We start from the raw sequence: 25520 nt of genomic DNA on the forward strand, positions 1-25520 counted from the left end.
TGTAATGAAATTAAGTCTTGGCTTAGGAGTCATGTTGACGGCGGTTCTATTAGTTGGTGTCAATCTGAGCAGTTTCAACAAACATCTGAAGTTTCTGCACAAGCATCACAGATTAAGGCGCATCTCAGGTTTTTATCTGATGATTTATTAGAAGGCAGAGATACAGGGGCTCGATGGCACGAAATTGCTTCGTTATATATCGCTGCTGAGTTGGAAAAATACGGTTTAACACCAGCGGGCGACGACGAAACATATATGCAAAGGGTGAAATTTGTTCAGGCTAATATTGACCAATCCTCAATAAAATTGTCATTAATTGGCTCACAAGGCGATATGACGTTAAATTATTCTAAACAATTTCTCACTTATCCTAATCCTCTAGAAGAAGTGTCTCGGATGACGGGTAAGTTAGTGTTTGTTGGTTACGGTATTGTTGCTCCTGAATTGCAGCACAATGATTATCAAGATATAGATGTGAAAGGCAAAGTAGTGGTCGTCTTATCTTGTAAACCTAAGTCCTTCCCCAGTGAAGAGGGGGCTCACTTTGGTTCAAACCATGAAAAACATCGTCACGCATCTGAAAATGGAGCCGTAGGTTTTATCACTATTAGCACTCCAACAGGCGAAAAAGTAAGGCCTTATCAAAATTTATTAAACTATTTACATACGCCTGCTGTTCGCTGGTTAGACAAAGATGGAAACGCATCTGGTGTGTTTCCACAAATTAAAGGAACTGCATATTTCAGCAAAGAAGCGGCAGAACTTGTATTTGCAGGTGCACAACAAAATTTAGAGCAAATTTACGCTATGTTGGAAAAAGACGAGTCACCTAAGGGCTTTGATTTGCCTTTGGAAATCCAGCTTGAATCTACAAGTTCTCACAAGTCTATCTCTAGTCCAAACGTGGCTGCGATCCTTGAAGGCTCAGATCCTAGTCTTAAAAATGCATATGTCGTGTATTCTGCTCACTCTGACCATATCGGATTTGCTAGAACGGTTAAAAAAGACAAAATTAACAATGGTGCTATGGATAATGCATCGGGTACTTCAGTGATGCTGGAAACCGCTCGTTTGTTTAGTCAGCTTGATGAGCGTCCTAAACGTTCCATTCTGTTTGTAGCTGTAACAGGTGAAGAAAAAGGATTATTAGGTTCAGATTATTATGCTCAAAATCCTACCGTACCTATGGGCTCAATGATTGCCAACGTTAATCTTGATATGCCAATATTGCTGTACGAATTTGCTGATGTTATTGCATTTGGTGCCGACCATAGTGATATGAAAAATTCTGTAGCTAAAGCGGCTGAGAAGATTGGATTAGAGTTAAGTCCTGACCAAGCGCTATTTACTCGCTCTGACTATTACAGCTTTGTTAAACAGGGTATTCCATCGGTGTTTTTAGTACCTGGTTTCAAATCGGCAGATCCTGAGGTTGATGGTAGCAAGCAATTTAGTGATTTTCTTAAAACTAATTATCACAAGCCAGGTGATGATTTTAGCCAAGCCTTTAATTGGCAAGCAGCAACTAAGTTTACTGAGGTGAATTATCACATTGGTCTGACGTTAGCTAATCAAGCACAACGGTCTAGGTGGAATGAAGGTGACTTCTTTGGTGATAACTTCTCAAAATAAAAGAGAATGTTAAAAGCAAACTAAAAAGGGGGACTCAATTGAGTCCCCCTTTTTGTTATATTATGAAAGCTTAAGCAAAAAAGTTCTTATGAATTAATTGCCATTGTTCGGCAAAATTATCGGTAGGTCTTTTGGTAAATTCACTGCGGATAAATTGATTGATACGCCCATCGGCAAAACAAATTAACATATTAGCAATGATGCCTTCTTCTGCAGGTAATGTTTTGCCTTCACGCAATTTACGTTCGCGCAATACTTGTTTTAGCTGAGTTTCTAAGCGTTCGAACAATTGTGCAATGCGTTGTCTCAATCTATCTTGTTCGCCCATTAAAGCATCGCCATTTAAAATACGGGTTATACCAGGATTTTTTTCAGCGAAACCCAAAATAAGGTGCAATATTAATTGGCAGCGGGTAGCCGTATCTTTTTCTTCATTGATAATCTTGTTAATACGAGAGAACAGGGTTTCTTCAATAAACTCAATCAATCCCTCAAACATTCGTGCTTTGCTGGGAAAGTGACGGTATAAAGCTGCTTCAGATACGCCTACGTGCGCAGCTAATTTGGCAGTGGTGATACGTTGTCCTGGGTTGGTTTGTAACATGCTCGCCAGTGCTTGAAGAATTTGCGCACGGCGATTGGGTCGTTTGGTAGCTGGCATTCTGGGTTCCTAGGCGAAAGTGGCGTCAGTCGTTTGACTCTTCTATGTATCTTTGGGCTACTAGATGCATTAACTGCCTAGCTAGTAATTGCTTATCGGCAACCTCTAGCTTTTTTTCACCCTTTGACCAAAATACTGTAAGTGCATTTTGCTCACTGTTAAAACCGATTGTACTATCAGATACGTCATTTGCAGCAATCATATTAAGCTTTTTACGCTGTAATTTACCTAACGCATACTCCTGTAAATTTTGAGTTTCTGCAGCGAAACCCAGAGTAAAAGGCGCATTAGCTAAATGTGCTACATCACTAAGAATATCAGGGTTTTTAATAAAAGTAAGTGTTAACTCACTGTCTGATTTCTTGATTTTTTGATTGGATTTTTTTTGTACTTGATAATCGGCTACTGCGGCACAGCCTATAAAAATATCGCAATTATGGATCGTTTCCATGACTGCTTCATGCATTTGTATTGCACTGGTTACAGATATAGTTTGAATATTAGCTGGCGGAAGTAAATTCACAGGGCCACTAATTAAAGTCACTGCGGCCCCTAGCTCTTGTGCTGCAATGGCTAATGCATAACCCATTTTCCCCGAGCTATGATTAGACAAATAACGCACGGGATCAATTTCTTCGCGAGTTGGGCCTGCGGTTATGGTGATACGTTTTCCAGTCAACAATTGCTCAAGTGACTGTTGTGCTAATAAATCTGCAATCTCTTGTGGTTCAAGCATACGCCCCGGTCCTACATCGCCACAGGCTTGCTCCCCTTGTGCGGGGCCTAAAATGTGAATGTTACGTTGTTCTAAGATCTTTAAATTGGCCTGCGTTGCATCTGCGAACCACATTTGTTGATTCATCGCAGGGGCTATATAAATAGGCGCAGGTGTCGCAAGACATAAGGTAGACAATAAATCGTCTGCCAAACCGTGTGTTAATTTAGCCATAAAATTAGCAGTGGCAGGTGCGACCAATAACTTATCCGCCCATCGCGCTAGTTCGATATGTCCCATTGCAGCTTCTGCATCTTTATCTAATAAATTATCAGAAATGGAGTTGCCTGAGACAGCTTGCAGAGCCAATGGGCTGACAAACTCTTTAGCTGATTCTGTCATGACCACGCGCACGTTTGCGCCCTTGGCAACGAGCTTACGTACTAAGTCTGGGGTCTTATAGGCTGCTATGCCGCCAGTAATACCTAAAATGATATTGGTTTTTTCGTGTTGCATGGGTTCTTTTTAACATGTTACGGGGCTAAATGAATACATTATTGGCTGGAACAGCCTTCATTTGCTAGGCTTATTTTGAAGTTTTGATAAGTAGTAACATCGAAACTGCAACTGATAAACGACCGATAAGGCAAGGATGCATGAAAATTACAGATTGGCCTAAACATGAGCGCCCCAGAGAAAAGCTTTTAGCGAAAGGAGCCGCAACACTGTCCGATTCAGAACTGTTAGCCATATTCCTGCGCACAGGTGTTAAAGGGGTTAGTGCTATTGATCTTGCTAGAAATTTACTTTCAGAATTTGGAAGTTTGCGCCGTTTGCTTGCGGCTTCTGAGCGTGACTTTTGTCAAATAAAAGGCTTAGGTCTGGCAAAATTTGCGCAATTACAAGCAAGTGTAGAAATCAGTTTACGTTCTATGGCAGAAACGTTAGACAAAACCGATGCATTCAACTCAGTAGAGCAAACTCAAGCGTATTTAATTGCCAAGCTAAGGGATCAGCCTCATGAAGTATTTGCGATGTTATTACTCGACAGTCAACATCGACTCATAAAATATCGCCCGATGTTTTACGGCACAATTGATAGCGCATCTGTTTATCCTCGTGTTTTAGTGCAGCAAGCATTATTAGATAATGCCGCTGCGGTGATCCTCGCTCATAATCACCCCTCTGGTATTGCAGAGCCAAGCCAAGCTGATAAAAGTATCACCAAACGCGTCATTGACGCCTTTAATTTAATGGATATTAAAGTGCTTGATCATTTTGTGATTGGCGATGGAGTCGCTGTATCATTTGCACAAAGAGGGTTGTTATGAAAATTTTAAAAAAGTAAATGGTGTGATTTGAATTAGACCTTGGATTAGCCAAGGAGTATAAAGACTGTTTACAATCCATTTGATTCCAATTGCTTCTCTAGCCACAGAAGTTGAACCCCAATTGGCACCCGTTTTAATTGAAACGTTATTGCAGGGCGCTCATTATGCCGACTGACGACCCTCAAGGACTCAGTGAGGTTATTAAGGTTTTCCCGTGTATGTTCTCGTCACAAGCATTGGTCGTTAGCAAGTACGTATGAGCGTACGTTAGGTTTATATTTTGTGGCCACTCAAACTGATAATTACATCAATTTAAGACTGAAATTTTGCGCCATGATATTTTTATTTATAATGAGAATGACTAAATTCACACTAAACTTTACATCGCTCAAATAGAAATGTCGTTGATTACTAACCTACCTTTAAACACCGTATTTCGTATCATCAAAAAATATTAGTTTCGAGGTCAAATAAATAAACCGGAAAGTAAGTTTCAGATATGACACAGTGTCCAAGTAAAATATTTGTGATCAACTTAGACGTATCCGTATCGCGAATGAGGAAAAGTCAAAGCCAGCTATATGATTTTGAAAGGGTCAATGCTGTCGATGGAGGTAAGCTAAGGCACGATGAATTAGCAGATCGTTATGATGTTGATTTGAATCACCAGCAATCTCATTGTTTATTAACTTTTGGGGAATAGGTTGTTATCTTAGCTACAGAAAAGTGTGGCTAAAAATTGTAGATGAGCAGTTAGATTTTGTTTTAGTATTTGAAGACGATTATTATCAATAACACTGATATCTCTTAGCTTGTAAATAATGTAACTCAAATTAAACAACCTTGGCATTGTATTAAACTAGGGGAGTTTCCAAGTAAGCGAAAAATTATCTTTTCGGACTTATTCGGTACCGTAAATATTGTCACGTATGACAAAATACCTATTGGCGATGTCAGAGAAATTTGGTCGGCCAGTGGATGTAGATATCCAGCATTGCTGGGAAAATGGCCTTTATATTTCTGGTATGTAGCCCTATCCCTTTGAAATTATCCACAACATGGACAGTGATATTGAAAATAAGGGCGCTCGTAAAAAATCAAAAAGGCGTCGAATATTTAAGTTTTATAAGCAGGTGCTTTTCTATTTTAGAAATAGGCAACATACGGCGACTTTAATTTCAAATAAGTAGCTGCAAAGTCATAAAAAAAACATGAGTAGATAGTTTGTTCAGTGCTTCTGAGGATACATTCTACCCAATACAACAAACTCTAGCGTTTTCAGAAACCAGTCGATTAGTAACTTACGATATTTTTATTCGATTGCCAGCGACGGCTAATAAAAAATTGTCCTACGACCTCTAGATCACCTTCTTGTTATAGTGTTTTAGCACATAATCTTTTTTCGATGTATTGACTGGAATAGGCGACTGAAATTGTCACCTTGTCACTAGTAAATATATTTAGTTATTTTCTTAAATATCTAAATATATTCCTCTGAAGTCAATTTATGCACCAATGAGTGTTACTGTTATGTACATATATGAGCCAAAAAATATTGATAAGTTAAGGAAGTTTTAATGCGTGTAATACATTTTGTAACAGGCGGTTTTTCGGGTTCAACAAATGTTGCAAAAGAAATTATTGAAAATACCAATCAAACTTTAGATATTGAATCTCTTCTGGTATTACGTAAGAAAAAATCCACTACTGAAGAAAAACTCAATAACTTTCGTAACTTAGGTATTGATACTCGAGTAGTGTCAGGGATGTTACATATTTTAACGATTCACCAACTATATAAGATATGTAAAGAATATAAGCCTGATATTTTAGTTGTGCATGGTTTCAGCGAACATATTTGGGGCCGTTATGCGGGATTATTAGCAAAAGTGCCTCACCTTATTCACGTAGAGCATAACTCAAGAGAAAGATATACTTGGCTTAGGCTTAAGCAAGCTAAATGGTTGTCGCAATATACTGCCAAAATTGTTGGTTGCTCTGAAGGTGTTAAAGAAAACTTGTTGCGACTAGGTTTTCCTGTAGATAAAGTTGTAAGTATTCCAAATGGCATCAATTTAACTCGTTTTGAACAACCAACTCACGTTCCTTTTGAACAGAGAAAAGCTGAAATTATCATGGCGGCTAGATTCGCAAGGCAGAAAGACCAAACCAGCCTAATAAAAGCAATTTCCTTGCTAAAACTTAAAAATATTGAAGTTAAATTGAGTTTTGCTGGCTTAGGTAAAACTGCACATTTGGTATCGGCTCAAAAGCTAGTAAAAAAGTTAAATCTTGAGCAACAAATTACATTTTTAGGCCATTGTACAAATTTGCCAGAACTGCTGGCTCACTATCAAATATTTGCACTGAGCACCCATTATGAAGGGATGCCACTGGTTCTGATTGAAGCTATGGCTTCTGGATGTGCTATTGTGGCCAGTGAAGTAGTGGGAGTGAAAGAAATGTTTGTGCACGCTGAAGACGGATATTTAGTTGAACCGCAATCACCACAAGCTTTGGCTGATGCTGTTGAAATATTATTGGCTGACAAAAACTTTACTGCAAAAATGGCGACTAATGGCCAAAATAAGGCACAAAGCCAGTACTCCCTTGAACGAATGGCAGGTGAATATAAAGTACTATTTCGGTCATTATGTAAAACATAATAATTTACTGATGGCTTATCGTGTTTTTTAAATCGGTTGTTACTAACTTTAGAATATGCCAAAGGCTCAGTGATTATTAATGAAAAGCCGTGGCCATGGCTTTTTGATAAAAATGATCGCTATTTACACATTGTTGTTGAATTAATATGTTCTTTACTGTATAAAATGCGCCCTCTTGTAATAGCGTTAGCTGACTCATTGATTGATTACAATTAAATGTGAATCAGAGCTAAATTTTTTTAGATTGTTTGGAGACAAAGGCCATGGCCAAAGTATGTCAAGTTACAGGCAAGCGTCCAGCGGTAGGTAACAACCGTTCTCACGCTAAAAATTCGACCCGTCGTCGTTTTTTGCCAAACCTTCAATCCCACCGTTTTTGGGTTGAAAGTGAAAACCGTTTCGTGAAGTTGCGTTTATCTGTTAAAGGTATGCGTATTATTGATAAAAAAGGTATCGATACAGTATTGTCTGATATGCGTGCCAACGGTGTTAAAGTTTAAGGAATCAGATTATGCGCGAAAAAATTAAATTAGTGTCTAGTGCTGGTACAGGCTTTTATTACACTACAGATAAAAACAAACGTAATATGCCTGGCAAAATGGAGATCAAAAAGTTTGATCCTAAAATTCGCCAGCACGTTTTGTTTAAAGAAGCCAAAATCAAGTAATTTATTGTTTTTGTCTCCTGAAGAACCCGGCCTTTGCCGGGTTTTTTGCGTTTACACCTTATTACCAGTATTTTTATAATAGCCATCGCACCTCAAAAAGCACGTTTCAGAACGAGTGGGGGCTTCAATGAGCGGCCACCAACGATGCGTTAGCCATTTTTGATTTAGCCCCCTTTTTTAAGAAAGGGCGTCTGCAAATCGACGCTTTGCCTGGGGGGCCGATCTAAACGGATTTTTAAAAAGCATTATCTAAACACTTAAACTCCCGCTGAATCCGTCATTTTGGGGTAGAGTGGGCATATATACTTATCCGGTTTTACTTTTACATGATCAAGTTATCTCAACGGGCATGGAACAATGTCATCATTGTCAGTATGTTAGTGCTGATTATGTTATTCAATTTCAGCAGCAGCTTTTTAAATGATGGAGGTGATGAAGCTCCATCATTACTCACCCTTGTGCCTTTTAATATGGTCATCACCACCATGGCGTTCGAACAATACAAAGTAGAGCGTATTGGTCAAGGTTGGCGAACAACATCTGGGAAATACGCTAGAGGGAACAGCAATGAAGAGCTTGAAAGCTTAGTCGAACATTGGATCAATGCAGAAATTAGTTTATTTGATCAAAATCCTAATTGGCCGTCACCTTCCTCAGCAGTACAACTCTGGTTTGCTGGACAAGCGTTGCCTATTGAGTATCAATTTATGCAACTAGATGATAAAACCTTAGTGAAAATAGACCAACAAACGTATCAGTTAATCAGTCCTAGTTATCAAATGTTAACCCTATCAGAGTAAAACATGCCTGAATTACCAGAAGTCGAAGTCAGTCGGTTGGGTATTACCCCGCATCTTGAAAATCAAGTCATTAAAGAGATTATTGTACGTAAGCGTCAGTTGCGCTGGCCTATTCCAGAAACTATTCACCAAGCCGAAGGTTTAGTTATTACTTCAATTCGTCGCCGAGCGAAGTATTTGTTATTAGATACCTGTAAAGGCAGCATTGTTCTGCATTTGGGCATGTCAGGCAAATTGTGTGTGGTGGATTGCAATACCGAAGTGAAGAAGCATGATCATTTGGATATCGTTATGCAAAATGGCGTGTGCTTGCGTTTTAATGATGCGCGAAGGTTTGGCTCTTGTTTATGGCAAGGACGTAATGAACCGATACTAAGTTTATTGGCTTCACTTGGCCCAGAGCCATTAACGGACGATTTTGATGGAAATAGGTTGTATGAATTGTCTCGTAGTAAATCTGTCGCTGTAAAAAAATTCATAATGGATAATAAAGTGGTGGTGGGGGTGGGCAATATTTATGCTAACGAATCACTGTTTATTGCCGGCATTGACCCTAGAAAAGCTGCCAACACAGTGACTAAAAAACGTTATTTGCAACTTGCAGAGATTATTAAAAAAGTTTTGGCTAGCGCTATTGAGCAAGGTGGCACGACCCTAAAAGACTTTGCGCAAGCAGATGGACAACCAGGCTATTTTAAGCAGCAGCTACTGGTTTATGGTCGTGCGGGTGAAAATTGCGATGCGTGTCTGTCACCCATCAAGTCAGTCACCATTGGGCAACGTAATACTTTCTACTGTGAAACCTGTCAGCGCTAAGAGAGAGCCTTCAGCGATGACAAAGAGCCTTCAGCGATTGCAAAGAGCCTTCAGCGATGACAAAGAGCCTTCAGCGATGACAAAGAGCCTTCAGCGATTGCAAAGAGCCTTCAGCGATTGCAAAGAGCCCTCAGCGATGACAAAGAGCCCCTCAGCGGGGCTCTTTGTCATGTAACTTCTGTTGCAACGCATCAATCACCGCTGGGTGACAAAATTCGTTTACGCGCCCTCTGTGCAAAGCTACCTCTTTGACTAAGGTGGATGAAATAAAGGAATTTTCTTCAGCGGGTGTCATAAAGACACTTTCGAGGTCAGGATTGAGCCTTCTGTTCATATTCGCTAGTTGAAACTCATATTCAAAATCGGATACAGCACGAAGCCCACGAATTAAAACACTGGCTCCTTGGCTATCCGCAAAATCAGCCAGTAACCCTTTAAAACCTATCACTTCTACATTATCCAAATGTGCCGTCACTTGTTTAATGAGTTCGACTCGTTCTTCTAAACTAAACAAAGGTTGTTTATTGGGATTCGAAGCTACGCCGACAATCACTTGGTTAAACATTTTGGCTGCGCGCTCAATGAGGTCTGCATGACCATTAGTAACAGGGTCAAACGTACCCGGGTATATCGCTTTTCTATGCATAATTGACCTTATTGCTTCATTTCTTTTAGGCTAACCCGATTAGGATGAATTTGACTAATTTATTTGTTTTAATGGTGTATATCACAATTTCCAATAGCCTAGCTTTTTTCGCATCTTAAATTGTCGTAATAAACTATATGGCTTAGTTAGCAGCTCTGTAGATGGTGATTGGATTATTTTCTCTGCAGCATCTAATACTCTGGCTGAGGATTTGCCATCAAAATAAGGATGCATTAAGTTAGTATTATGTTTGATTTTTTCTAACATTGATTGGTCTGCTTTAAGGGCTTTTTCTATTGCTGAAGATAAGCTTCTTGCCTCGGAAATATTTAATAAATGGGCTTCAGGTTCTTTATTTTTAAATGTGACAATCGGTTTATTAAGTAAACCAAATTCGGTAATGATTGACGATGTATCAGAAACAATCACATCAGCTGCTTGTAAAATAGGCGCTAGCTCTGCGGTTTCAACAACATGCAGGTTTTCACTGCTTAAATCTTTATATTGTTGAACCAAATCTTTTGCCATTTTGGGATGGAATTTTATTATCCATTGCCACTCTTGGTTTTTTGATAACCTACCTATTTCTTCATATAACGCCTGAGCAGAGGTTAAAGCTGGAGAAAAAGTAGGTGCATATAATATTGTCTTAGCAGATCGTTGATTGGGCCATGTATAGGCCTTTGCATTGAACAGAGTGTCAACTTTTGGCCAACCAGTTTCCACTACATTGAAATGTGGATGGCGGATTTTGAGCTGATTGAACTTGTGTGTGAAAAATGGTCCCTGAGTACAGTAGAGATCAAAACAACCTCGTATTCTTAAATGCCCTTTCTTTTTCCATTCAAAGCCATGAAACACTTGTACTTTAATGCCTGGAATAAAAAGGGGCACTAGATTACTAGGTGTAAATACTGCTCGAGGTTTGTAATCCATTATTTGAGTTATATTATCTAGTACACGTTCATCTGGATAAAAATAATCGGGATTGAATTCGTTACCTTCGACAAACCAAGCCACGTCATCACCGCGTCGACGTATTTCTTGTTGTAGAGGACGTAAAATTTCAAAATCGTAATTGTGAGCAATATAAAATAGATAGTGCTTCACATTGTTTCCTTAATTATTTCAATAACTTCGGTGGTGGAAATGGAAGGTGTACGTGGAAGGTATACTACTTTACAGTATTCGTTTAAATGGTCAAATCGACCTTGCCAATCATCACCCATGACCAAAACATCTGCATTTTTTGAGCTAATATATTCGGCTTTTAAATCCAATGAATCCTCGACGAATACTTCGTCAACAAACTTCAGTGAAGAAATAATTTCTAATCGACTTTTTAGTGGATAAATCGGCTCTCGTCCTTTTTTATCTCTATTAAGCTTATCAGAGGATACGCCTACTATTAAATGGTTTCCTAATGACCTTGCGCGCTTCAGCAATTTTATATGTCCGATGTGTAATACATCATATGTACCAAATGTTATGACTCTACTCACTGCTCACCTATTTATTAAAAAACTGACATTCTATTAAAGCCTTTACTCAGGCTCATTGTTCTTAGCATTCGTACAATATATTCCGTATGATATCGGTTAGTTAGAGATTAGTAAAAGCCGCCGTTCGGCAATGACTAAATGACTTATATAATTAGTCATTTAGTCAGTATGTTTAAAGGTCGGTTATTTACGTGGGCAGTGCCCAAGACGAGAAAATATTTTATTGGGGATGATGTTGATAAAAGTTCGACAGAGACATTTTTACTGTTTTTATATTTGTTTATTCTGGTCAATTAAGGGGTGGTGTTCTCCTTGGATCGGCACACTTGAACCGCATTTGCATCAAGACTTGCAAGTGTTAGTGGAGTGGGGAGTGCTAGATGCATCAGTAAGCAGTTACCCTGTTCCTTGGAAAGGCATCACAGAGCAACTAGAAAAACTCCAAGTAAACACTCTTCCGAGTATTCCAGGCATTTTCGCGCAGCGATTGAAGCATTATTTACAAGCCCATAAGAAACAAAAAGGTCAGTCTGTTATCAGCCTGTATGGCGCAACAGACGACAGCAGGTTTGTGGGGTTTAATGGTGTGCAGGCTGAAAAAGTCAAACTCAATGTAACTAAAGAGTTTTATGCTGGTCGTTGGGCTGGGCAAATATCGGCTAACCATGAACGGGGCGGGGAAAGCCACTTTGATCAAAGTTTTTTGGCTTATCAATTTGGTGATTGGAATTTACGAGTGGGTTCATTGAACCAGTGGTGGGGGCCAGCACAATCTAGCAGTCTGATTATGTCTAATAATGCGAGACCGGTTCCCTCTATCAGCTTTTCTCGTTCTCAAGCCATTCGTTCTGAAAATAAGTGGTTACGGTATCTTGGCCCTTGGTTTCTGACTGCGCAAATTGGACAGTTAGAGAGTCAAAGAGCCGTGCCGGATACTAAGTTGTGGATGACACGCTTTAATTTCAGTCCCGTGTCTGGTTTAGAACTGGGGTTGTCTTGGAGTGCAATGTGGGGCGGTAAAGGGCAACCTCATTCCATTAGTGATTGGTTTAAAGTGGTGACCTTTCAAACAGAATGTGCAAACGGTGCGGCGACTTGTGATGATGCCTTAGATTCCAAACTCGGTAACCATCTTGCAGGTTTGGATTTCAAATACACCATGATGTGGTTCGATCGGCCTTTTAGCATTTATGGACAACGTATTGGTGAAGATGCGGTTGATTATTATCGTGTAACTGATAATGCTAATTTGATGGGTTTATCAACTTACCTGTGGGGCAATAAAGTGTTTATCGAGTCTAGTGATACCAATGTTGCTTGTTCTAATGCCGGCACTAATGAAAAAAATTGTTATTATGAGCATGAAACTTATCAATCAGGTTATCGTCGTTATGACCGTGCTATCGGTAGTAGTTTTGATAGTGATGCAAAGATGCTCACGTTAGGTATCAATAAAAATTTCAGGGATGGTGACTTATTTGAGTTAGTTATTAATCAACTAACCCTTAATAAAGACAAGCAAAAACCTGCACCAGTACTAAATGGTATGAGCGAGGAAATACTCAGGCTTAGTGGCTTTTATCAAGCCGCTTACGGTGATTGGTTAGTCAAATTGGGTGCAAGCATTGAACGTGGCGAAGTCGACGATGCTGATGCAAAAACCGATGCATTAGTATTTGCTGAGATTAAATATCGACTTAATTAGTCTTTGCCGCTTCGTTATAGGCAGATATGAGTATTTGCCAATCGGCCAGTTGCCAATGAATATTACGTAATCGTTTTTCTTTTTCAAAGGAGCGCTTTAGGCGCGCCATGTTTGAATTTTTCCAATTACTGCCTTGTCTAATTCCGCATTTATCAAAATCAATTAACCAAACCTCGTTTTCTGTATCGAGCATAATGTTGTGGATATTTAAATCGTGGTGATAAATCTGATGATGATGAAACTTGGCAATGGTTTGCCCAATTTTTTGCCATACATCAGCGGTTAAGCTGTTTGCTAGTAGAATATGATGTAAGTCTTGAGCGCTGGGAATTTTTTTTGAAATAATATCGGCTCGGTAATATAAGCCTGTTTTCTTCAACATCGCTGCGATCGGAGTTGGACAATTTAAATCCATATTTTCCATGTGCTGTAGTAGCTTAAATTCTTGCCATGCTCGGGATTGCTCAAGACCTGTATACAGATATTGATCACTCAGTACTTTTCCAATCAAGCCACCGCGACGATAGTGACGTAACACATATTCATTTTTGTCATGTTGAAAAAAGTAGGTGGTGCCTCGGCCGGTTGCTTGTCCTGTTATGGCACTTTGTGACTGCCAATATTGACCTGAAAACATTTTTGGAATGGGCGCAGCGAAATGTTCTGCATCAAACAGCATGGCGTGGGCGTTAATTGTTTTTTGCTTAATAATAGCCATGTTACAATTTTGACTCAGAAGTAATAGGTGTATTGTATACACATTACCGAGGTAAGTGCAGGTTCAGATAGCTGTTTTGTGTTTCAACAAATTGAGTAATCCCCATCTATGAATAATCATGTTTCTAGCAAACCACAGTCAGGCGAAGTTGAATTAATTATTGGTAATTCCAATTCAAATTTCTCTGGTGTGACATCTACAATGCTGCAAGTTATGTCTTATCAAAAAGAGCTGATTAATTTACGCATCATGGGTACGCACTTTTTGCCTGAACCGGCCTTAGCTATCAGTTTTTGGCAAACTGCAAAAATGTGTCGAACACCACTCAAAAACGGTAAGTGGCGTATTTTTCATGCTCGCCGCGTCGACGAAATGATTCAGGGTATATTGCTTAAATACCTGTTCAGAGCAAAAATCATTCTGGTGTTTAGTTCGGCCGCGCAGCGTAAACGTTCTGGATCAACAGTGTGGTTAACCAGAAAAATGGACGCTGTGATTGCGGTAAGTAAAAGATCGGCAGGGTTTTTATGTGATCCCCCTGACTTGGTCAACCCCCATGGCGTGCAAGTTAATGATTATTTACCTGCTAAAGATAAACAGCAAGCATGGACTGAATTAGGTTTTGGAGGAAAATATGGTATTGGAATTTTAGGTCGTGTCAGAAAACAAAAAGGGGTGCATTTGTTTGTTGAAGCGTGCATTCAACTGTTTGACAAGTATCCTGATTACCACTGTGTAGTGGTTGGCGCAATTTCATTAAGTAACAAAGAGTTTGTCGAACAGTTAAAAGCCAAAGCGGCACAAGCCAATATGGCTGATAGGATAACTTTCACCGGTGAACTTCCATTTGAACAAATACCCACAATATTTAGTGCACTGTCTTTGGTTACAGCCTTGAGTGATAACGAAGGATTTGGTTTAACTGTTTTGGAAGCCATGAGCAGCGGTGCAGCGGTATTGGCAACAGAAGCCGGCGCTTGGGAGGAAATTGTTCGCCCAGCAGTCGATGGTTATATTGTGCCTGTGAATGATCAGCAAGCTGTTATCGAAAAAATGGACTTAATGTTATCCAGTCCTGAAAAACTAACCCAAATGGGTATTGAAGGGCGAAAAAGAGTCGAGGCCAGTTATCGTGTGGAAGACGAAGCAACACGTTTAATCACTTTTTTTCGTAGCTTACAATAGGCATGCTTTTAAGGAGAGTTGAACGCAGTGAGGACATCCAGCGTTTTTTGAATGGCACCACGGTTAAGAGCTAACACTTGTTTGCCAGCATCCCCTGCATGTTTTCTTTGTTCGGGGTTGTCTAGCCACGTTTTACAAGCCGCTTCAATTTGTCGAGCATCTGTCACTGTTAGTAACGCGCCGCTATCGGCTAAGGCTTGGCAAATAGCAGGATTATTATAAGTCGACTCACCCATCAATATTGGTACTGCCATAGCCGCAGGCTCCAAGGCATTGTGCCCACCTCTATCCGCTAAACTGCCTCCTACAAAACTGATATCTGCCAATGCGTAGATGGAGCGCAACTTGCCCATTTGATCGCATAATAATACTTGGGTCATGGATGTACATGGTTTTACGTCACTCATTAAAGCCGTTTCAATATTTTGTGTTTGTAGAAGTTGATGAACCTTTTCAAAGCGTTGAGGGTGACGAGGGACTATAATCATTAATAACGCCGGATAAAGTGTTACCAACGCCAAGTAGGCATCCAGTAAAATTTGTTCCTCTGGCTCATGGGTGCTGCCAGCCACAATAATTAAACGCGACTCTAAGGCAAAGCTGGTTTTAAGCGTTTGGCTAAAGGCGATATCGTAATCAGAAATGCTTAAGTCAAATTTAATGTTATTGGTTAAGGTTAGCTTTTCAGGGCTGACTCCAAGAGTCAGGTAGTTCTGATAATCTCTTTGGTCTTGGGCACAGATGGAAGTGATTTTTTCAAACATAGGTTGAAATAAAGAAGGATATTTTTGATAAGTTTTGGTCGATTTTTCACTCATTCTGCCATTTATGATAAAAATAGGAATATTTGAACGCCAGCATTGGTCACACAAATTTGGCCATAATTCCATTTCATTGATAAGCACTTTGGTTGGGCGTTTTCTGTTTAGAAAAACCTTTATAAAAGGAGGGAAATCATAGGGTAGATAAGCATGGTTAACACGATCCGCAAACAGTAGCTTGACCCTATCAGCACCTGTGGTGGTATTGGTGGTGATAGTTATGCGTTGTTTGGGGTTGTGCTCTAATAATTGTTCAACTAAATTTTGTATTGCCACCACTTCGCCCACTGACGCACAATGGATCAAAGGGCCGTTCTCATGGTTACCTTGCTTTAATGTGAAACCATAGCGGGATAAACGGAGTTTTGTATATCCTGGTTTACGCCTGATAAGTTGATAAACAAAGTGACAAAGGGCAAAGGGTATAATCAGTATCCATAATAATGAATAGCTGAGTAATACAGCGGTTTGCTTGGTACTGGGATAGAAATTTCGGGTCATGATTTATAAGAGCAGATGAGAGTATTCAAAACTAAAGTTATTTTAGCAGGTTTTGACAAATGAGGAACTAACAATACTTTAAATTGAGGCATACTATAATTAATCTAACAGACTGAATCGTAATTAATTTTTATTAAGTCCTCGCTTTTTGTTAAAACTCATTTAGTGTAAAATTTCACCCTGTACAGAGTTTGTTTTTGAATCTAATTGGTCAACATTTTTACTCAATTTTGTTTATAGGCTTGAGCTGCCTATTATCTGTATCCTTTTCTGTTAGAAGTCAGGCTTCTACAATACAAGTTGTGGTAAATCCCTCGGTTGAATCTAAAGATATTAGCGTCGAACAAATACGAAGGATTTTTTCTATGCGCCAAACTATTTGGCCTAATGGTCAAGCAATTACTGTTTATGTTCTTCCAAATCGACATCAAACACATCAAGCTTTCAGCACCAAAGTGCTCGGTTTGTTTCCATATCAACTGGATCGTATATGGAATAAATTAGTGTTTTCAGGACTAGGGGAAGAGTCTATTGAGGTGCAAAGTGAGCAAGAAATGCCGGAGCGAGTTGGTCATAAGCCAGGTGCTATTGGTTATTTGATGCTGCCGATTAATGGCGATAATTTCAATGTTATTAAAGTACTGGGGAAATAAATTAACATGAAGCTTTCAATACGGTTTAGTTGCCTTTGGTTGGGACTAATCTTTCAATCATATTGTGTTGCAGCTGAATCATTCAAACTCAACGGCTTTGTCGCACAGGGAATCACTCAGGCAAAAGGTTCGAACTTTGTAACCGATGATGGTGACGTGTCACTTAAGCTAACGGAAGTTGGAGTGAATAGTACCTACCGTATTAATCCTTCATTTCGGGTGGCCGGCCAGGCGGTATATTTAGAAGGCGGAAATCGTTTTTCTGATGGTTTTAGAGTCGATTATTTGTTTTTAGAGTGGCAACTGCTTAATAGCCCTGATTGGCAGTTAAAAACTCATATTGGACGCAATAAAAATTATCATTGGTTATACTCGTCGACCCGAGACGTGCCTCATACCCGTCCTTCTATTGTGCTACCTCAATCGTTATATTTTGATGTTTTTCGAGATGTTGCTTTGGGTGTCGATGGATTAGTTCTCATAGCCCAAACCCATAATGAATTAGGCGAGTGGGATATTAATTTCAGTTACGGTAATTCAAGGATGAGTGAAGAGCAGAAAAAAAATTATTAGGCTCAAATGCTTCTGGAAAATAGAAACACGATTTCGATACGCAATTTAGTGTGTATTGGCGTCCTAAATTAAGCAAATTTCAATTTGGTTTTTCATTATTGGATGCTGATTTTAGCTACCAACGAGGAGATAACGATACTCTTTTTACAGGTGATGAGACATCTCAAAGAATAATGTTCAATCTATTGTATCAAGGACAATACTGGGAAATAGCCTCCGAAGTAATGCGTGAGCGAGTGATTGTGGAAAACATCTTATTCCCATGATTCTATAGTGATATCACAGCAGAAGGTGGGTATCTGCAAGCTAGGTACTTTGTATCTAAGCAAGTAACCATGCTTGCTAGATTAGATATTTATGACCGAGATAGAAAGCACCGAGATAGAAAGCACCGAGATGGTCAGAATATTGAAACCTTAAGTCAAGGTTTGGTGCCAGGATATTTTGGCTTTATGGATCAAGCCACTGCAGGGGTTACTTGGCGTTTTGCTGAAAATATTCAGGTTCAAGTTGAATACCACAAAGTAAAAGGTACTAGCAGACTAGCGCCTATATTTACCCCAAATATAATCATAAATAACAATAAGTATTGGGATTTGTGGGCTATGCAGCTTATGTATTGGTTTAAATTGATGCGTAAATTTGTCAGCTTACCCACTAAAATAATGAGCATTTTAATGGCCTTTTTATTGTTTGCTAGTGTCTCTTTAACTTATTTGTGGGTGAAAAAAATAATCAAGACTATTCTGTTCAACAGCAAACATTACTCGATCAAGATCAACAGCAATTTGAGTTGATTCGAGGTCTATTGCGTACCAGAATGGAATCTTGGTTTGAATCCTTTGTACACTTTCAAGCAAATTACGCTGACAATATTGAAGCCACTGCGTTGTTCTTCGAACGCGAGTTTGACTACTTGCAAATTAACTTGAAAATCAATGATTTATGGCTATTTTATAGCAACAGTGATTTAATTTATAGTACCTCAAAAACTGAAAAAAGTTATGTTTATGTTGATGTGAAAGAAGTTATTAATACTCAATCATCAATCGCACACATTCGTTGTGCAGCAGAATGTCAGCAACAAATTAGTATGCCGATTTTATCTAACTCGGGAGAATTGGGCATATTATCAGTCAGCAGCTCGTTGTTAGAGGTGTTAGCGCCAGTTAATCGTTCTACTTTTGCTAAATTAGCTATTTTAGGTGACTATGAGTCGATAGCTGCAGCCGTTTCACTTGAGGGTGTGAGATTAAAGGATTTAAGTGTAAAGCCGCCTATCAATTTTACTAATAAACAATTTATGCAAGAACTCCTAAAAGACCTACCTAACACTCTTTTACTTTCACAAATACTGGATTCAGGTTATCGATTTGAAAGAGGCGATAATATATTTTTATTAAATGTATTACCTATCGACCCTCATCTTGAAAACTCAACGTATTTAATGTTTGTACACGATATTAGTGAGGTGTCGCTGGCGCATAAACAATACCAAACGCAGGTGTTAATTATATCTATTACTGTGGTTGTACTTTGTGTTTTGGCCATATTTTTGATGACCCAACAATTTCGCCGTCGCCTGATTTTAGTGGCAGAACAGCTACCTCTGTTAGCTCAAAAAAAGTATCAAGAGTTTCGTATTCATAAGTTTGCAAAAAGCCGTTTTTTTGTCGATGAAATTGAATTATTACAAGACTCTGCAAGCTTGCTCGGTGATGAATTGGAGTTTTTAGATGAAAAGATTGAACAGAATACTCGAGAGTTAGAAAATATCGCCATGTATGACAGTCTGACTGGCTTACCTAATCGCAATATGCTGAATTATCAATTGAAAAAATTGCTGGCTTCCATGACTCGTGAATCAAACAAATTAACTGTTATGTTTCTTGATTTTGATAAATTCCGTAAGGTTAATGATACTCACGGTCATGATATTGGTGATACGTTTTTGATAAATGCAGCACAGAGGATACGCGTGTTTTTTCGTGACTCGGACATGTTGTTCCGTTTTGGCGGTGATGAATTTGTAATCGTATTTTTAGAAAAAAATATCGCAGTAGGTGCCCCTATATTAGCCACAAAGTTGATTGATAGTTTCAGAGAGCCTATTGTCGTCAATGAGTTACTCTTTTATACCTCTAGTAGTATCGGTATTGCGAGTACCGAAGATACATCAATGTTGATGGATGACTTAGTTAGGCAGTCAGATATGGCTATGAATGCTTCTAAAGACGCAGGCGGTGGCAAATATAGTACCTTTAGTGATGTTATGCAAAAAGCTGTAGTACGTAAAGTCGAGCTAGAAAATGAAGTGCGCGACGCTCTCGAAAGAGGGGAGTTTAGTTTTGCTCTGCAACCACAAGTAGAAATTGCAACAGGAAAACTATTTGGATTTGAAGCGCTTATTCGCTGGTTTCATCCTGAACGTGGGTTTATTCCGCCTGATGAATTTATCCCACTGATTGAAAATACAGAAAATATGTTGAAAATAGGTTGTTGGGGCCTTAAAAAAGCATTTGAAATATTACAGAAACTAGATAAATTAGGTTTTAAACACCTTAAAATAGCGATAAATTTATCTGCCAGTCAGTTTTTAGATCCAGAGCTTTTGCCATTCCTCCGTGAGCAGATTAAGGTATTTAATCGTGACCCATCACAGATTGAATTAGAGCTAACAGAAAGAGCCGTAGTAGCTGAGATCGAAAAAACTCTGGCTACAATGCGGCAACTGAAGGAGATGGGATATATCTTTTCTATTGATGACTTTGGCACCGGGTATTCATCTTTAGTTTATTTGAAAAAAATGCCTGTTGATATCATTAAAATAGACAGAAGTTTTATCTCCGGTATGAGCGATAATAATGCTGATATGCAAATTGTCTCGTCTACCATTACGATGGTGCAAAAGTTAGGTATGCAGGTGGTGGCTGAAGGTGTTGAAACATCTGCTCAAATGAAGTTATTACAAGTTCTTCACTGTGAAATCGGCCAAGATTATTTTATCTCTCGCCCGATACCGGAGAGCGAACTATATTCTCTTTTACCTGAAAAATTACAATTTGGTGTATGGAATAAGTTAGACAAACTTAACAAGAATACCTAGAGGTATTTGTCTAAGAGTGTAAAAAAGTTTGCCACTGTAAATAAAATATATAACGCAAAAAACAGATTATTTCATTTATGAATGTGCCCCTCTTGAGGAGTATTACAATTCGGCAGAGATTACCTTTATTATAAATAAAATCTCAATAGCACGAGTCAAGAGCTACGAAAGCGAACAAACAAAAAGCTTTTCAGACAACAATAAATCGAACCAGTAAGTATTCGTTTTTAACACTCAATAATATTAACCGCCAAACCACCGCGAGCTGTTTCTTTATACTTCGCCTTCATATCGTTACCTGTCTCCCACATTGTTTTAATAACTTTATCGAGTGATACTTTGTGATTTCCCGTTCCACGCAGTGCCAGTCTGGATGCATTAATTGCTTTTATTGCTCCCATTGCATTTCTTTCGATGCAGGGAACTTGCACCAAACCGCCTACTGGATCACAGGTTAACCCTAAATTATGCTCCATGCCTATTTCGGCCGCATTTTCAACACAGGCAACTGAGCCTCCTAGAATTTCTGTCAGCGCACCTGCTGCCATGGAACATGCCACGCCAACTTCCCCTTGGCAGCCAACTTCTGCCCCTGAGATGGAAGCATTTTTTTATAAAGAATACCTATTGCTGCAGCAGTTAATAGAAAGCGACACGCGGTGTCATCGGACATAGGAAGAACAAACTTGTGATAGTAGCTCATCACTGCCGGAATGATACCCGCAGCACCATTAGTTGGTGCAGTGACTACTCTGCCACCAGCTGCATTCTCTTCGTTTACTGCAATAGCAAACAGGTTAACCCAATCCATGCAGGCCATAGGATCGCTACTTTTTTCATTCTCAAGGCTTGAGAAAAGAGCGGGTGCACGCCTGTAAACTTTAAGACCACCAGGTAGAATTCCTTCCGTTCTTTTCCCGTTTTCTATGCATTCCTGCATAGTATTCCAAAGTCCAAGTAAATTTGAGCGGATGTCATTTTCTGATCTCATAACCAGTTCATTTTTTAGCATCAAAGTACTTATTCGGAAACCATTGTCTTGGCACGCATTCATTAATTCATGTGCGTTTGAAAATGGGAATGGCACTTCTACTTGTGAATCACCATTTTTTTCACTTTTTTGAGTTTCAAAATTTTTATCTTCTACAATAAAGCCGCCACCAATTGAGTAGTAAGTACACTGAAAAAGTAACATATTTTCAGCATATGCAGACATAGTCATTCCATTAGCGTGTTTAGGTAAGGTTTTTCTTCGATGAAAAATGATTGCGCCTTTACTCAAAAAAGTAATTTTTTTGGAATTCAAAAGCATTAGGCTTTGTGTGGATGCAACCTTTGATAACAAACTATCAATCTGTTGAACTGGCACATCTTCAGGGCTGTATCCTATCAAACCTAAGATAATGGCCTTACCCGTGCCATGGCCCTTGCCCGTTTGGCCTAATGAACCAAATAACTCAGTGGTTATATAAGAAACCTGATCAAGCTTACCTTGAGCTTGTATTTGCTCTGCAAACAAACATGCTGCACGCATCGGTCCAACGGTATGTGAGCTCGATGGGCCAATACCTACTTTAAACATATCAAAAACGCTTATCATAAAAACGCAATTTGTTTAGTAAAATTCACTTAAACATAATCCTTAAGAACTAAAAAACAGGGGCTACTGGCTTATCACTTCTGCGAGTTATATAACAAATCGTTTCTAAATTAGATAAGTTGACAAAGCTTCGCTCACTGCCAATAGGCGTAGTAAAATTATCTCCCTCAACCAGCTTAATTATCTCTTCATCAATAGTAATGAGGAGTGAACCCTGATGAACAAAGATGACTTCCTCCTCAGCTCGATGATGTGTTGGGATCGTTGCACCGGCTTTAAACTTTAAAGCACGAACTACAAAGCCGTGTTTCCATCCTAATCTGGATGCAGTGATGCCTTCTTCAGTTGAATCCCCGCCAACAAGAGATACCTCGGACACACCTGTAAATTGAGATAACGCAGTATTATTTTGCCAATTAAAATCTTCGGTTCGAATGACGTATTGGTTTAATGCATCACTATCAACGAACCTATGTTCAGCAATTTGCTGGGCAGAAGTGACTAACATAGGTTTCTTACCATTAGGCATGCTTTCACCTAAAGTGGAGTCAATCAGTGACCCATCGTCTAAAAGGATCAGTCCGAAGTCTTTCGCCATATCAAACACTTTAGGTGCCCACAACACCCGTCCGGGATCATCTCCACCTAACACGGCATGTAAATAACCTAAACCTTTATGCGCGCCGTTAGGTAGTCCTTTGGTACATTCAAATCCTCTAAAAACATCGACTGGAAGGGAGATAATATCACCAGCATTTAGAGACACTCTGCCATCATTAGCATCAACACCGGTAATAAAGTCCCACTTACCATTGTGCACAACAAACACTTCTTCGGTTAAATGACTGTGTTGTGAGTTAAGGCAATTAGCAGGCTGCCGTGCACCTCCAATATTAAAGCCATGGGGTATTTTGATATGTACATGTTGATCTGGGTTTTCTGCTACACCAGGGCCAATAATGGTAAAATTTTCTTTTTTGTCAGAACCCGGACTGCGAGTGTCAATGAACGCGTTAGTACAGGGTTTTAAATCTTTGTACCGAACAGCTCTTTTTTGAATAGACATTATGTTCTCCATAGATTTATTGATTAGCGAGCGGTCCAGCCGCCATCTACTTTAATACAGGTGCCAGTAATCATTGCCGCTAGATCGCTGAGCAAAAAAATACAAGCGTTAGCAACATCATCAGGGGTTGCCAATTGGTTCATTGGGATCATCTCTAACACAAATTTCTTAAAATCTGGATCTTCGAGCATAGGCGCTGTCAGTGCTGTTGACACAAATGTAGGAGCAACTGAATTAACTCTAATATTGCTTGGCGCTAGCTCTACTCCCATTGCTTTAGTTAACCCCTCCACAGCATGTTTGGTCATGCAGTACAGCGTTCTTCTTGGAGAACCAACAAAGCCCATTTGAGATGACATATTAACAATTGCCCCACCGGACTGTTGCATCACCGATACTGCGGCTCTAGAAGTGCGGTATAAGCTCTTAATATTAATATCGATCATAACGTCTAAGTCTTCTGGGAGCTGTTCGAGCAAATTAGCCACTCGATTGATCCCCACATTATTGATCAGCCCATCAAGTTTATTAAGTTGTAACAACCTAGCGATAAAAGCTTCTGAAGCAACATCTTCTACCCAGATTTCAATATTAGCTGGACTTGTCATTTGTAAACTTTCTAGATCCTCTGTTGTTCTCGCCACCGCAATAACATTTGCACCTAATTGTGCAGCAAGTTTCGCGCAAGCTCGGCCAATACCTTTGCCTGCTCCTGTGATCAGCAATGTTTTTCCAGTGAATAAGTCGGTATTGAAACCAATCATATGCGCCCTTAAATTTTATTTTGCATTCGAAGTCATTATTAAGTAAGATTTTTCAATTGGCAAGAATTATTCGTAACACAGCATAATCAAATATAAATTTTTGGAGTGATATTATGATCAAGTATCTTAAAAAAGGGCCCACACAGCAGGAAAAGTCTGAATCTAATAAAAAGGTGCAAAGCATTGTTGAGGATATTATTAGTGCGATTGAAATAAATGGCGACGAAGCGGTGAGAAAATACTCTGAAACCTTCGATAAATGGACTCCGAAGTCATTTAGGTTATCAAAAGAAGATATTGCAGCTTGTTACGATGAACTAAGCGAACAAGTCGTTTCTGATATTCGCTGGGCTCAAGCACAAGTGAGAAATTTTGCACAGATTCAACGAGACTCAATGAAAGATGTTGAAGTCGAAACATTACCGGGTGTCACATTAGGTCACAAACATATTCCAATGGAATCCGTAGGTTGTTACGTTCCAGGAGGTAAGTATCCCCTTGTAGCTTCTGCACACATGAGTGTGGTGACTGCTAAAGTAGCAGGTGTAAAGCGTGTTATTGCTTGTGCGCCGCCATTTGATGGAAAACCGTCGCCGGCGATTGTAGTGGCTATGGATATGGCTGGCGCAGATGAAATTTATTGTTTTGGAGGAGTACAAGCTGTCGCAGCAATGGCTATCGGTACTGAGACGATAGCGCCAGTTGACATGATTGTTGGTCCGGGCAATGCTTTTGTTGCTGAAGCTAAACGCCAATTATTTGGTCGAGTAGGTATCGATTTATTCGCCGGACCTACTGAAACCTTAGTCATTGCCGATGAAAGCGTAGATGCTGAACTCTGTGCGGCTGACTTATTAGGCCAAGCAGAGCATGGTCCAACGTCACCGGCGGTATTATTGACAAACAGTGAAAAACTGGCGAAAGAAACAATAGTAGAGGTAGAACGTCAATTGAAGGTTCTATCGACAGGCGAAGTGGCTGGTCAAGCATGGCGTGATTTTGGCGAAGTAATAGTATGTGATACACATGAAGAGATGCTGCAGGTAGCCAATGACTTAGCTTTCGAGCATGTACAAGTTATGACAGAAAATACTAAGTTTTATAAAGACAATATGCAAAACTTCGGGGCCTTATTTTTAGGACCCGAAACCAACGTTTCTTATGGTGATAAATGTATCGGAACCAATCATACACTACCAACTAAAAAGGCTGCACGTTATACTGGTGGATTATGGGTCGGTAAGTTTATAAAAACCTGTACTTTTCAACACATTACAGAAGAAGCATCTGTTTTAGTTGGTAATTACTGCTCCCGTCTTTGTGCAGTAGAGGGCTTTGCTGGGCATAAAGAACAAGCCGACATTCGCTTGAGACGATACGAGAAAAAATAAA

At 39.4% G+C, this 25520-nt stretch carries 25 protein-coding genes and 2 pseudogenes; 17 read left to right on the forward strand and 10 right to left on the reverse strand.

What is annotated here, in order from left to right; all coding sequences use genetic code 11:
• Nucleotides 1-4: 4 nt before the first annotated feature.
• Nucleotides 5-1632, forward strand: a pseudogene (locus tag C427_RS00235) (M28 family metallopeptidase).
• Between the two features lie 70 nt (nucleotides 1633-1702).
• Here the strand turns inward: C427_RS00235 and slmA are convergent.
• Together slmA and coaBC are read right to left on the reverse strand one after the other, a co-directional pair.
• Nucleotides 1703-2293: a nucleoid occlusion factor SlmA gene (gene slmA / locus C427_RS00240; protein WP_007642014.1), complete on the reverse strand. Its 591-nt coding sequence runs from the start codon at nucleotides 2291-2293 to the stop codon at nucleotides 1703-1705.
• 25 nt (nucleotides 2294-2318) lie between these two features.
• Nucleotides 2319-3524: a bifunctional phosphopantothenoylcysteine decarboxylase/phosphopantothenate--cysteine ligase CoaBC gene (gene coaBC / locus C427_RS00245; RefSeq protein WP_007642012.1), complete on the reverse strand. Its 1206-nt coding sequence runs from the start codon at nucleotides 3522-3524 to the stop codon at nucleotides 2319-2321.
• Between the two features lie 140 nt (nucleotides 3525-3664).
• Here coaBC and radC point away from each other — a divergent pair, with 140 nt between their 5' ends.
• The 8 genes from radC to mutM all read left to right on the forward strand — a co-directional run bounded on the left by radC (nucleotide 3665) and on the right by mutM (nucleotide 9288).
• Nucleotides 3665-4339 carry a RadC family protein gene (gene radC, locus C427_RS00250; RefSeq protein WP_007642010.1) on the forward strand — a complete coding sequence of 225 codons (675 nt, stop codon included), beginning with the start codon at nucleotides 3665-3667 and terminating at the stop codon, nucleotides 4337-4339.
• Nucleotides 4340-4838: 499 nt separating this feature from the next.
• Nucleotides 4839-5042 carry a glycosyltransferase family 25 protein gene (locus tag C427_RS00255; protein ID WP_034900130.1) on the forward strand — a complete coding sequence of 68 codons (204 nt, stop codon included), beginning with the start codon at nucleotides 4839-4841 and terminating at the stop codon, nucleotides 5040-5042.
• Nucleotides 5043-5065: 23 nt separating this feature from the next.
• Nucleotides 5066-5134, forward strand: a complete 69-nt coding sequence (locus C427_RS28640) for a hypothetical protein (protein ID WP_407636137.1) — start codon at nucleotides 5066-5068, stop codon at nucleotides 5132-5134.
• A gap of 782 nt (nucleotides 5135-5916) precedes the next feature.
• A complete protein-coding gene (locus C427_RS00260; RefSeq protein WP_007642005.1) occupies nucleotides 5917-7005 on the forward strand; it encodes a glycosyltransferase in 1089 nt (362 codons plus the stop codon).
• A gap of 263 nt (nucleotides 7006-7268) precedes the next feature.
• Nucleotides 7269-7505 carry a 50S ribosomal protein L28 gene (gene rpmB / locus C427_RS00270; RefSeq protein WP_007625404.1) on the forward strand — a complete coding sequence of 79 codons (237 nt, stop codon included), beginning with the start codon at nucleotides 7269-7271 and terminating at the stop codon, nucleotides 7503-7505.
• An 11-nt stretch (nucleotides 7506-7516) separates the two neighbouring features.
• Nucleotides 7517-7672 carry a 50S ribosomal protein L33 gene (rpmG, locus tag C427_RS00275; protein WP_007625402.1) on the forward strand — a complete coding sequence of 52 codons (156 nt, stop codon included), beginning with the start codon at nucleotides 7517-7519 and terminating at the stop codon, nucleotides 7670-7672.
• 326 nt (nucleotides 7673-7998) lie between these two features.
• Nucleotides 7999-8472, forward strand: a complete 474-nt coding sequence (locus C427_RS00280) for a hypothetical protein (protein WP_007642003.1) — start codon at nucleotides 7999-8001, stop codon at nucleotides 8470-8472.
• Between the two features lie 3 nt (nucleotides 8473-8475).
• Nucleotides 8476-9288: a bifunctional DNA-formamidopyrimidine glycosylase/DNA-(apurinic or apyrimidinic site) lyase gene (mutM, locus tag C427_RS00285; protein ID WP_007642002.1), complete on the forward strand. Its 813-nt coding sequence runs from the start codon at nucleotides 8476-8478 to the stop codon at nucleotides 9286-9288.
• 151 nt (nucleotides 9289-9439) lie between these two features.
• Here mutM and coaD read toward each other — a convergent pair whose 3' ends face one another.
• The 3 genes from coaD to C427_RS00300 all read right to left on the reverse strand — a co-directional run bounded on the left by coaD (nucleotide 9440) and on the right by C427_RS00300 (nucleotide 11436).
• The gene (coaD, locus tag C427_RS00290) at nucleotides 9440-9934 is read right to left on the reverse strand and encodes a pantetheine-phosphate adenylyltransferase (RefSeq protein WP_007642001.1); all 495 of its coding nucleotides are present in this window, start codon (nucleotides 9932-9934) and stop codon (nucleotides 9440-9442) included.
• Between the two features lie 81 nt (nucleotides 9935-10015).
• Nucleotides 10016-11044: a CDP-glycerol glycerophosphotransferase family protein gene (locus C427_RS00295; RefSeq protein ID WP_007642000.1), complete on the reverse strand. Its 1029-nt coding sequence runs from the start codon at nucleotides 11042-11044 to the stop codon at nucleotides 10016-10018.
• Nucleotides 11041-11436, reverse strand: coding sequence for an adenylyltransferase/cytidyltransferase family protein (locus tag C427_RS00300; RefSeq protein ID WP_034900128.1), 396 nt, complete (start codon nucleotides 11434-11436; stop codon nucleotides 11041-11043). Before C427_RS00300 ends, C427_RS00295 begins: the two co-directional genes overlap by 4 nt.
• 337 nt (nucleotides 11437-11773) lie before the next feature.
• Here C427_RS00300 and C427_RS00305 point away from each other — a divergent pair, with 337 nt between their 5' ends.
• Nucleotides 11774-13141: a capsule assembly Wzi family protein gene (locus tag C427_RS00305; RefSeq protein ID WP_007641997.1), complete on the forward strand. Its 1368-nt coding sequence runs from the start codon at nucleotides 11774-11776 to the stop codon at nucleotides 13139-13141.
• Here the strand turns inward: C427_RS00305 and C427_RS00310 are convergent.
• On the reverse strand, nucleotides 13134-13859 hold the full coding sequence (locus C427_RS00310; protein ID WP_007641996.1) for a 3-deoxy-D-manno-octulosonic acid kinase: 726 nt from the start codon (nucleotides 13857-13859) through the stop codon (nucleotides 13134-13136). The genes C427_RS00305 and C427_RS00310 overlap by 8 nt on opposite strands.
• A 108-nt stretch (nucleotides 13860-13967) precedes the next feature.
• Here C427_RS00310 and C427_RS00315 point away from each other — a divergent pair, with 108 nt between their 5' ends.
• A complete protein-coding gene (locus tag C427_RS00315) occupies nucleotides 13968-15044 on the forward strand; it encodes a glycosyltransferase family 4 protein (RefSeq protein ID WP_007641995.1) in 1077 nt (358 codons plus the stop codon).
• Between the two features lie 8 nt (nucleotides 15045-15052).
• On the opposite strand, the gene waaA is transcribed toward C427_RS00315, so the two are convergent.
• A complete protein-coding gene (gene waaA, locus C427_RS00320) occupies nucleotides 15053-16366 on the reverse strand; it encodes a lipid IV(A) 3-deoxy-D-manno-octulosonic acid transferase (protein WP_007641993.1) in 1314 nt (437 codons plus the stop codon).
• 365 nt (nucleotides 16367-16731) lie between these two features.
• Here waaA and C427_RS00325 point away from each other — a divergent pair, with 365 nt between their 5' ends.
• From C427_RS00325 to C427_RS00335, 5 genes are all read left to right on the forward strand, one after another.
• Nucleotides 16732-17019, forward strand: a complete 288-nt coding sequence (locus C427_RS00325) for a hypothetical protein (protein ID WP_007641991.1) — start codon at nucleotides 16732-16734, stop codon at nucleotides 17017-17019.
• 6 nt (nucleotides 17020-17025) lie between these two features.
• A complete protein-coding gene (locus tag C427_RS25440) occupies nucleotides 17026-17592 on the forward strand; it encodes a hypothetical protein (RefSeq protein WP_015430232.1) in 567 nt (188 codons plus the stop codon).
• Nucleotides 17593-17642: 50 nt separating this feature from the next.
• Nucleotides 17643-17858, forward strand: coding sequence for a hypothetical protein (locus C427_RS25445; RefSeq protein ID WP_015430233.1), 216 nt, complete (start codon nucleotides 17643-17645; stop codon nucleotides 17856-17858).
• 69 nt (nucleotides 17859-17927) lie between these two features.
• Nucleotides 17928-18389 carry a hypothetical protein gene (locus C427_RS25450; RefSeq protein WP_015430234.1) on the forward strand — a complete coding sequence of 154 codons (462 nt, stop codon included), beginning with the start codon at nucleotides 17928-17930 and terminating at the stop codon, nucleotides 18387-18389.
• Nucleotides 18311-20698 (forward strand): putative bifunctional diguanylate cyclase/phosphodiesterase, encoded by a 2388-nt coding sequence (locus C427_RS00335; RefSeq protein WP_226991257.1) that lies wholly within the window; start codon nucleotides 18311-18313, stop codon nucleotides 20696-20698. Before C427_RS25450 ends, C427_RS00335 begins: the two co-directional genes overlap by 79 nt.
• Before the next feature lie 227 nt (nucleotides 20699-20925).
• Here the strand turns inward: C427_RS00335 and C427_RS00340 are convergent.
• The 3 genes and pseudogenes from C427_RS00340 to C427_RS00350 form a co-directional block, all read right to left on the reverse strand.
• Nucleotides 20926-22298: pseudogene (locus C427_RS00340) on the reverse strand (L-serine ammonia-lyase).
• Between the two features lie 49 nt (nucleotides 22299-22347).
• On the reverse strand, nucleotides 22348-23364 hold the full coding sequence (locus C427_RS00345; protein ID WP_007641986.1) for a cupin domain-containing protein: 1017 nt from the start codon (nucleotides 23362-23364) through the stop codon (nucleotides 22348-22350).
• Between the two features lie 23 nt (nucleotides 23365-23387).
• Complete coding sequence (locus C427_RS00350) at nucleotides 23388-24128, reverse strand: SDR family NAD(P)-dependent oxidoreductase (protein ID WP_007641984.1); 741 nt, start codon at nucleotides 24126-24128, stop codon at nucleotides 23388-23390.
• 113 nt (nucleotides 24129-24241) lie between these two features.
• Here C427_RS00350 and hisD point away from each other — a divergent pair, with 113 nt between their 5' ends.
• Entirely contained in the window at nucleotides 24242-25519 is a 1278-nt protein-coding gene (gene hisD, locus C427_RS00355) for a histidinol dehydrogenase (RefSeq protein ID WP_007641981.1), read from the forward strand.
• The last annotated feature ends 1 nt before the right edge of the window (nucleotide 25520 follow it).

The organism is Paraglaciecola psychrophila 170 (assembly GCF_000347635.1).
Lineage (GTDB): Bacteria > Pseudomonadota > Gammaproteobacteria > Enterobacterales > Alteromonadaceae > Paraglaciecola > Paraglaciecola psychrophila.

Excerpts from the sequence above, each read along its gene's own strand:
- slmA (WP_007642014.1), bottom strand. The coding sequence starts at position 2,293 with ATGCCAGCTACCAAACGACCCAATCGCCGTGCGCAAATTCTTCAAGCA.
- coaBC (WP_007642012.1), bottom strand. The coding sequence starts at position 3,524 with ATGCAACACGAAAAAACCAATATCATTTTAGGTATTACTGGCGGCATA.
- radC (WP_007642010.1), top strand. The coding sequence starts at position 3,665 with ATGAAAATTACAGATTGGCCTAAACATGAGCGCCCCAGAGAAAAGCTT.
- C427_RS00255 (WP_034900130.1), top strand. The coding sequence starts at position 4,839 with ATGACACAGTGTCCAAGTAAAATATTTGTGATCAACTTAGACGTATCC.
- C427_RS00260 (WP_007642005.1), top strand. The coding sequence starts at position 5,917 with ATGCGTGTAATACATTTTGTAACAGGCGGTTTTTCGGGTTCAACAAAT.
- rpmB (WP_007625404.1), top strand. The coding sequence starts at position 7,269 with ATGGCCAAAGTATGTCAAGTTACAGGCAAGCGTCCAGCGGTAGGTAAC.
- rpmG (WP_007625402.1), top strand. The coding sequence starts at position 7,517 with ATGCGCGAAAAAATTAAATTAGTGTCTAGTGCTGGTACAGGCTTTTAT.
- C427_RS00280 (WP_007642003.1), top strand. The coding sequence starts at position 7,999 with ATGATCAAGTTATCTCAACGGGCATGGAACAATGTCATCATTGTCAGT.
- mutM (WP_007642002.1), top strand. The coding sequence starts at position 8,476 with ATGCCTGAATTACCAGAAGTCGAAGTCAGTCGGTTGGGTATTACCCCG.
- coaD (WP_007642001.1), bottom strand. The coding sequence starts at position 9,934 with ATGCATAGAAAAGCGATATACCCGGGTACGTTTGACCCTGTTACTAAT.
- C427_RS00310 (WP_007641996.1), bottom strand. The coding sequence starts at position 13,859 with ATGGCTATTATTAAGCAAAAAACAATTAACGCCCACGCCATGCTGTTT.
- C427_RS00315 (WP_007641995.1), top strand. The coding sequence starts at position 13,968 with ATGAATAATCATGTTTCTAGCAAACCACAGTCAGGCGAAGTTGAATTA.
- waaA (WP_007641993.1), bottom strand. The coding sequence starts at position 16,366 with ATGACCCGAAATTTCTATCCCAGTACCAAGCAAACCGCTGTATTACTC.
- C427_RS00325 (WP_007641991.1), top strand. The coding sequence starts at position 16,732 with ATGCGCCAAACTATTTGGCCTAATGGTCAAGCAATTACTGTTTATGTT.
- C427_RS25440 (WP_015430232.1), top strand. The coding sequence starts at position 17,026 with ATGAAGCTTTCAATACGGTTTAGTTGCCTTTGGTTGGGACTAATCTTT.
- C427_RS25450 (WP_015430234.1), top strand. The coding sequence starts at position 17,928 with ATGCTTGCTAGATTAGATATTTATGACCGAGATAGAAAGCACCGAGAT.
- C427_RS00345 (WP_007641986.1), bottom strand. The coding sequence starts at position 23,364 with ATGTCTATTCAAAAAAGAGCTGTTCGGTACAAAGATTTAAAACCCTGT.
- C427_RS00350 (WP_007641984.1), bottom strand. The coding sequence starts at position 24,128 with ATGATTGGTTTCAATACCGACTTATTCACTGGAAAAACATTGCTGATC.
- hisD (WP_007641981.1), top strand. The coding sequence starts at position 24,242 with ATGATCAAGTATCTTAAAAAAGGGCCCACACAGCAGGAAAAGTCTGAA.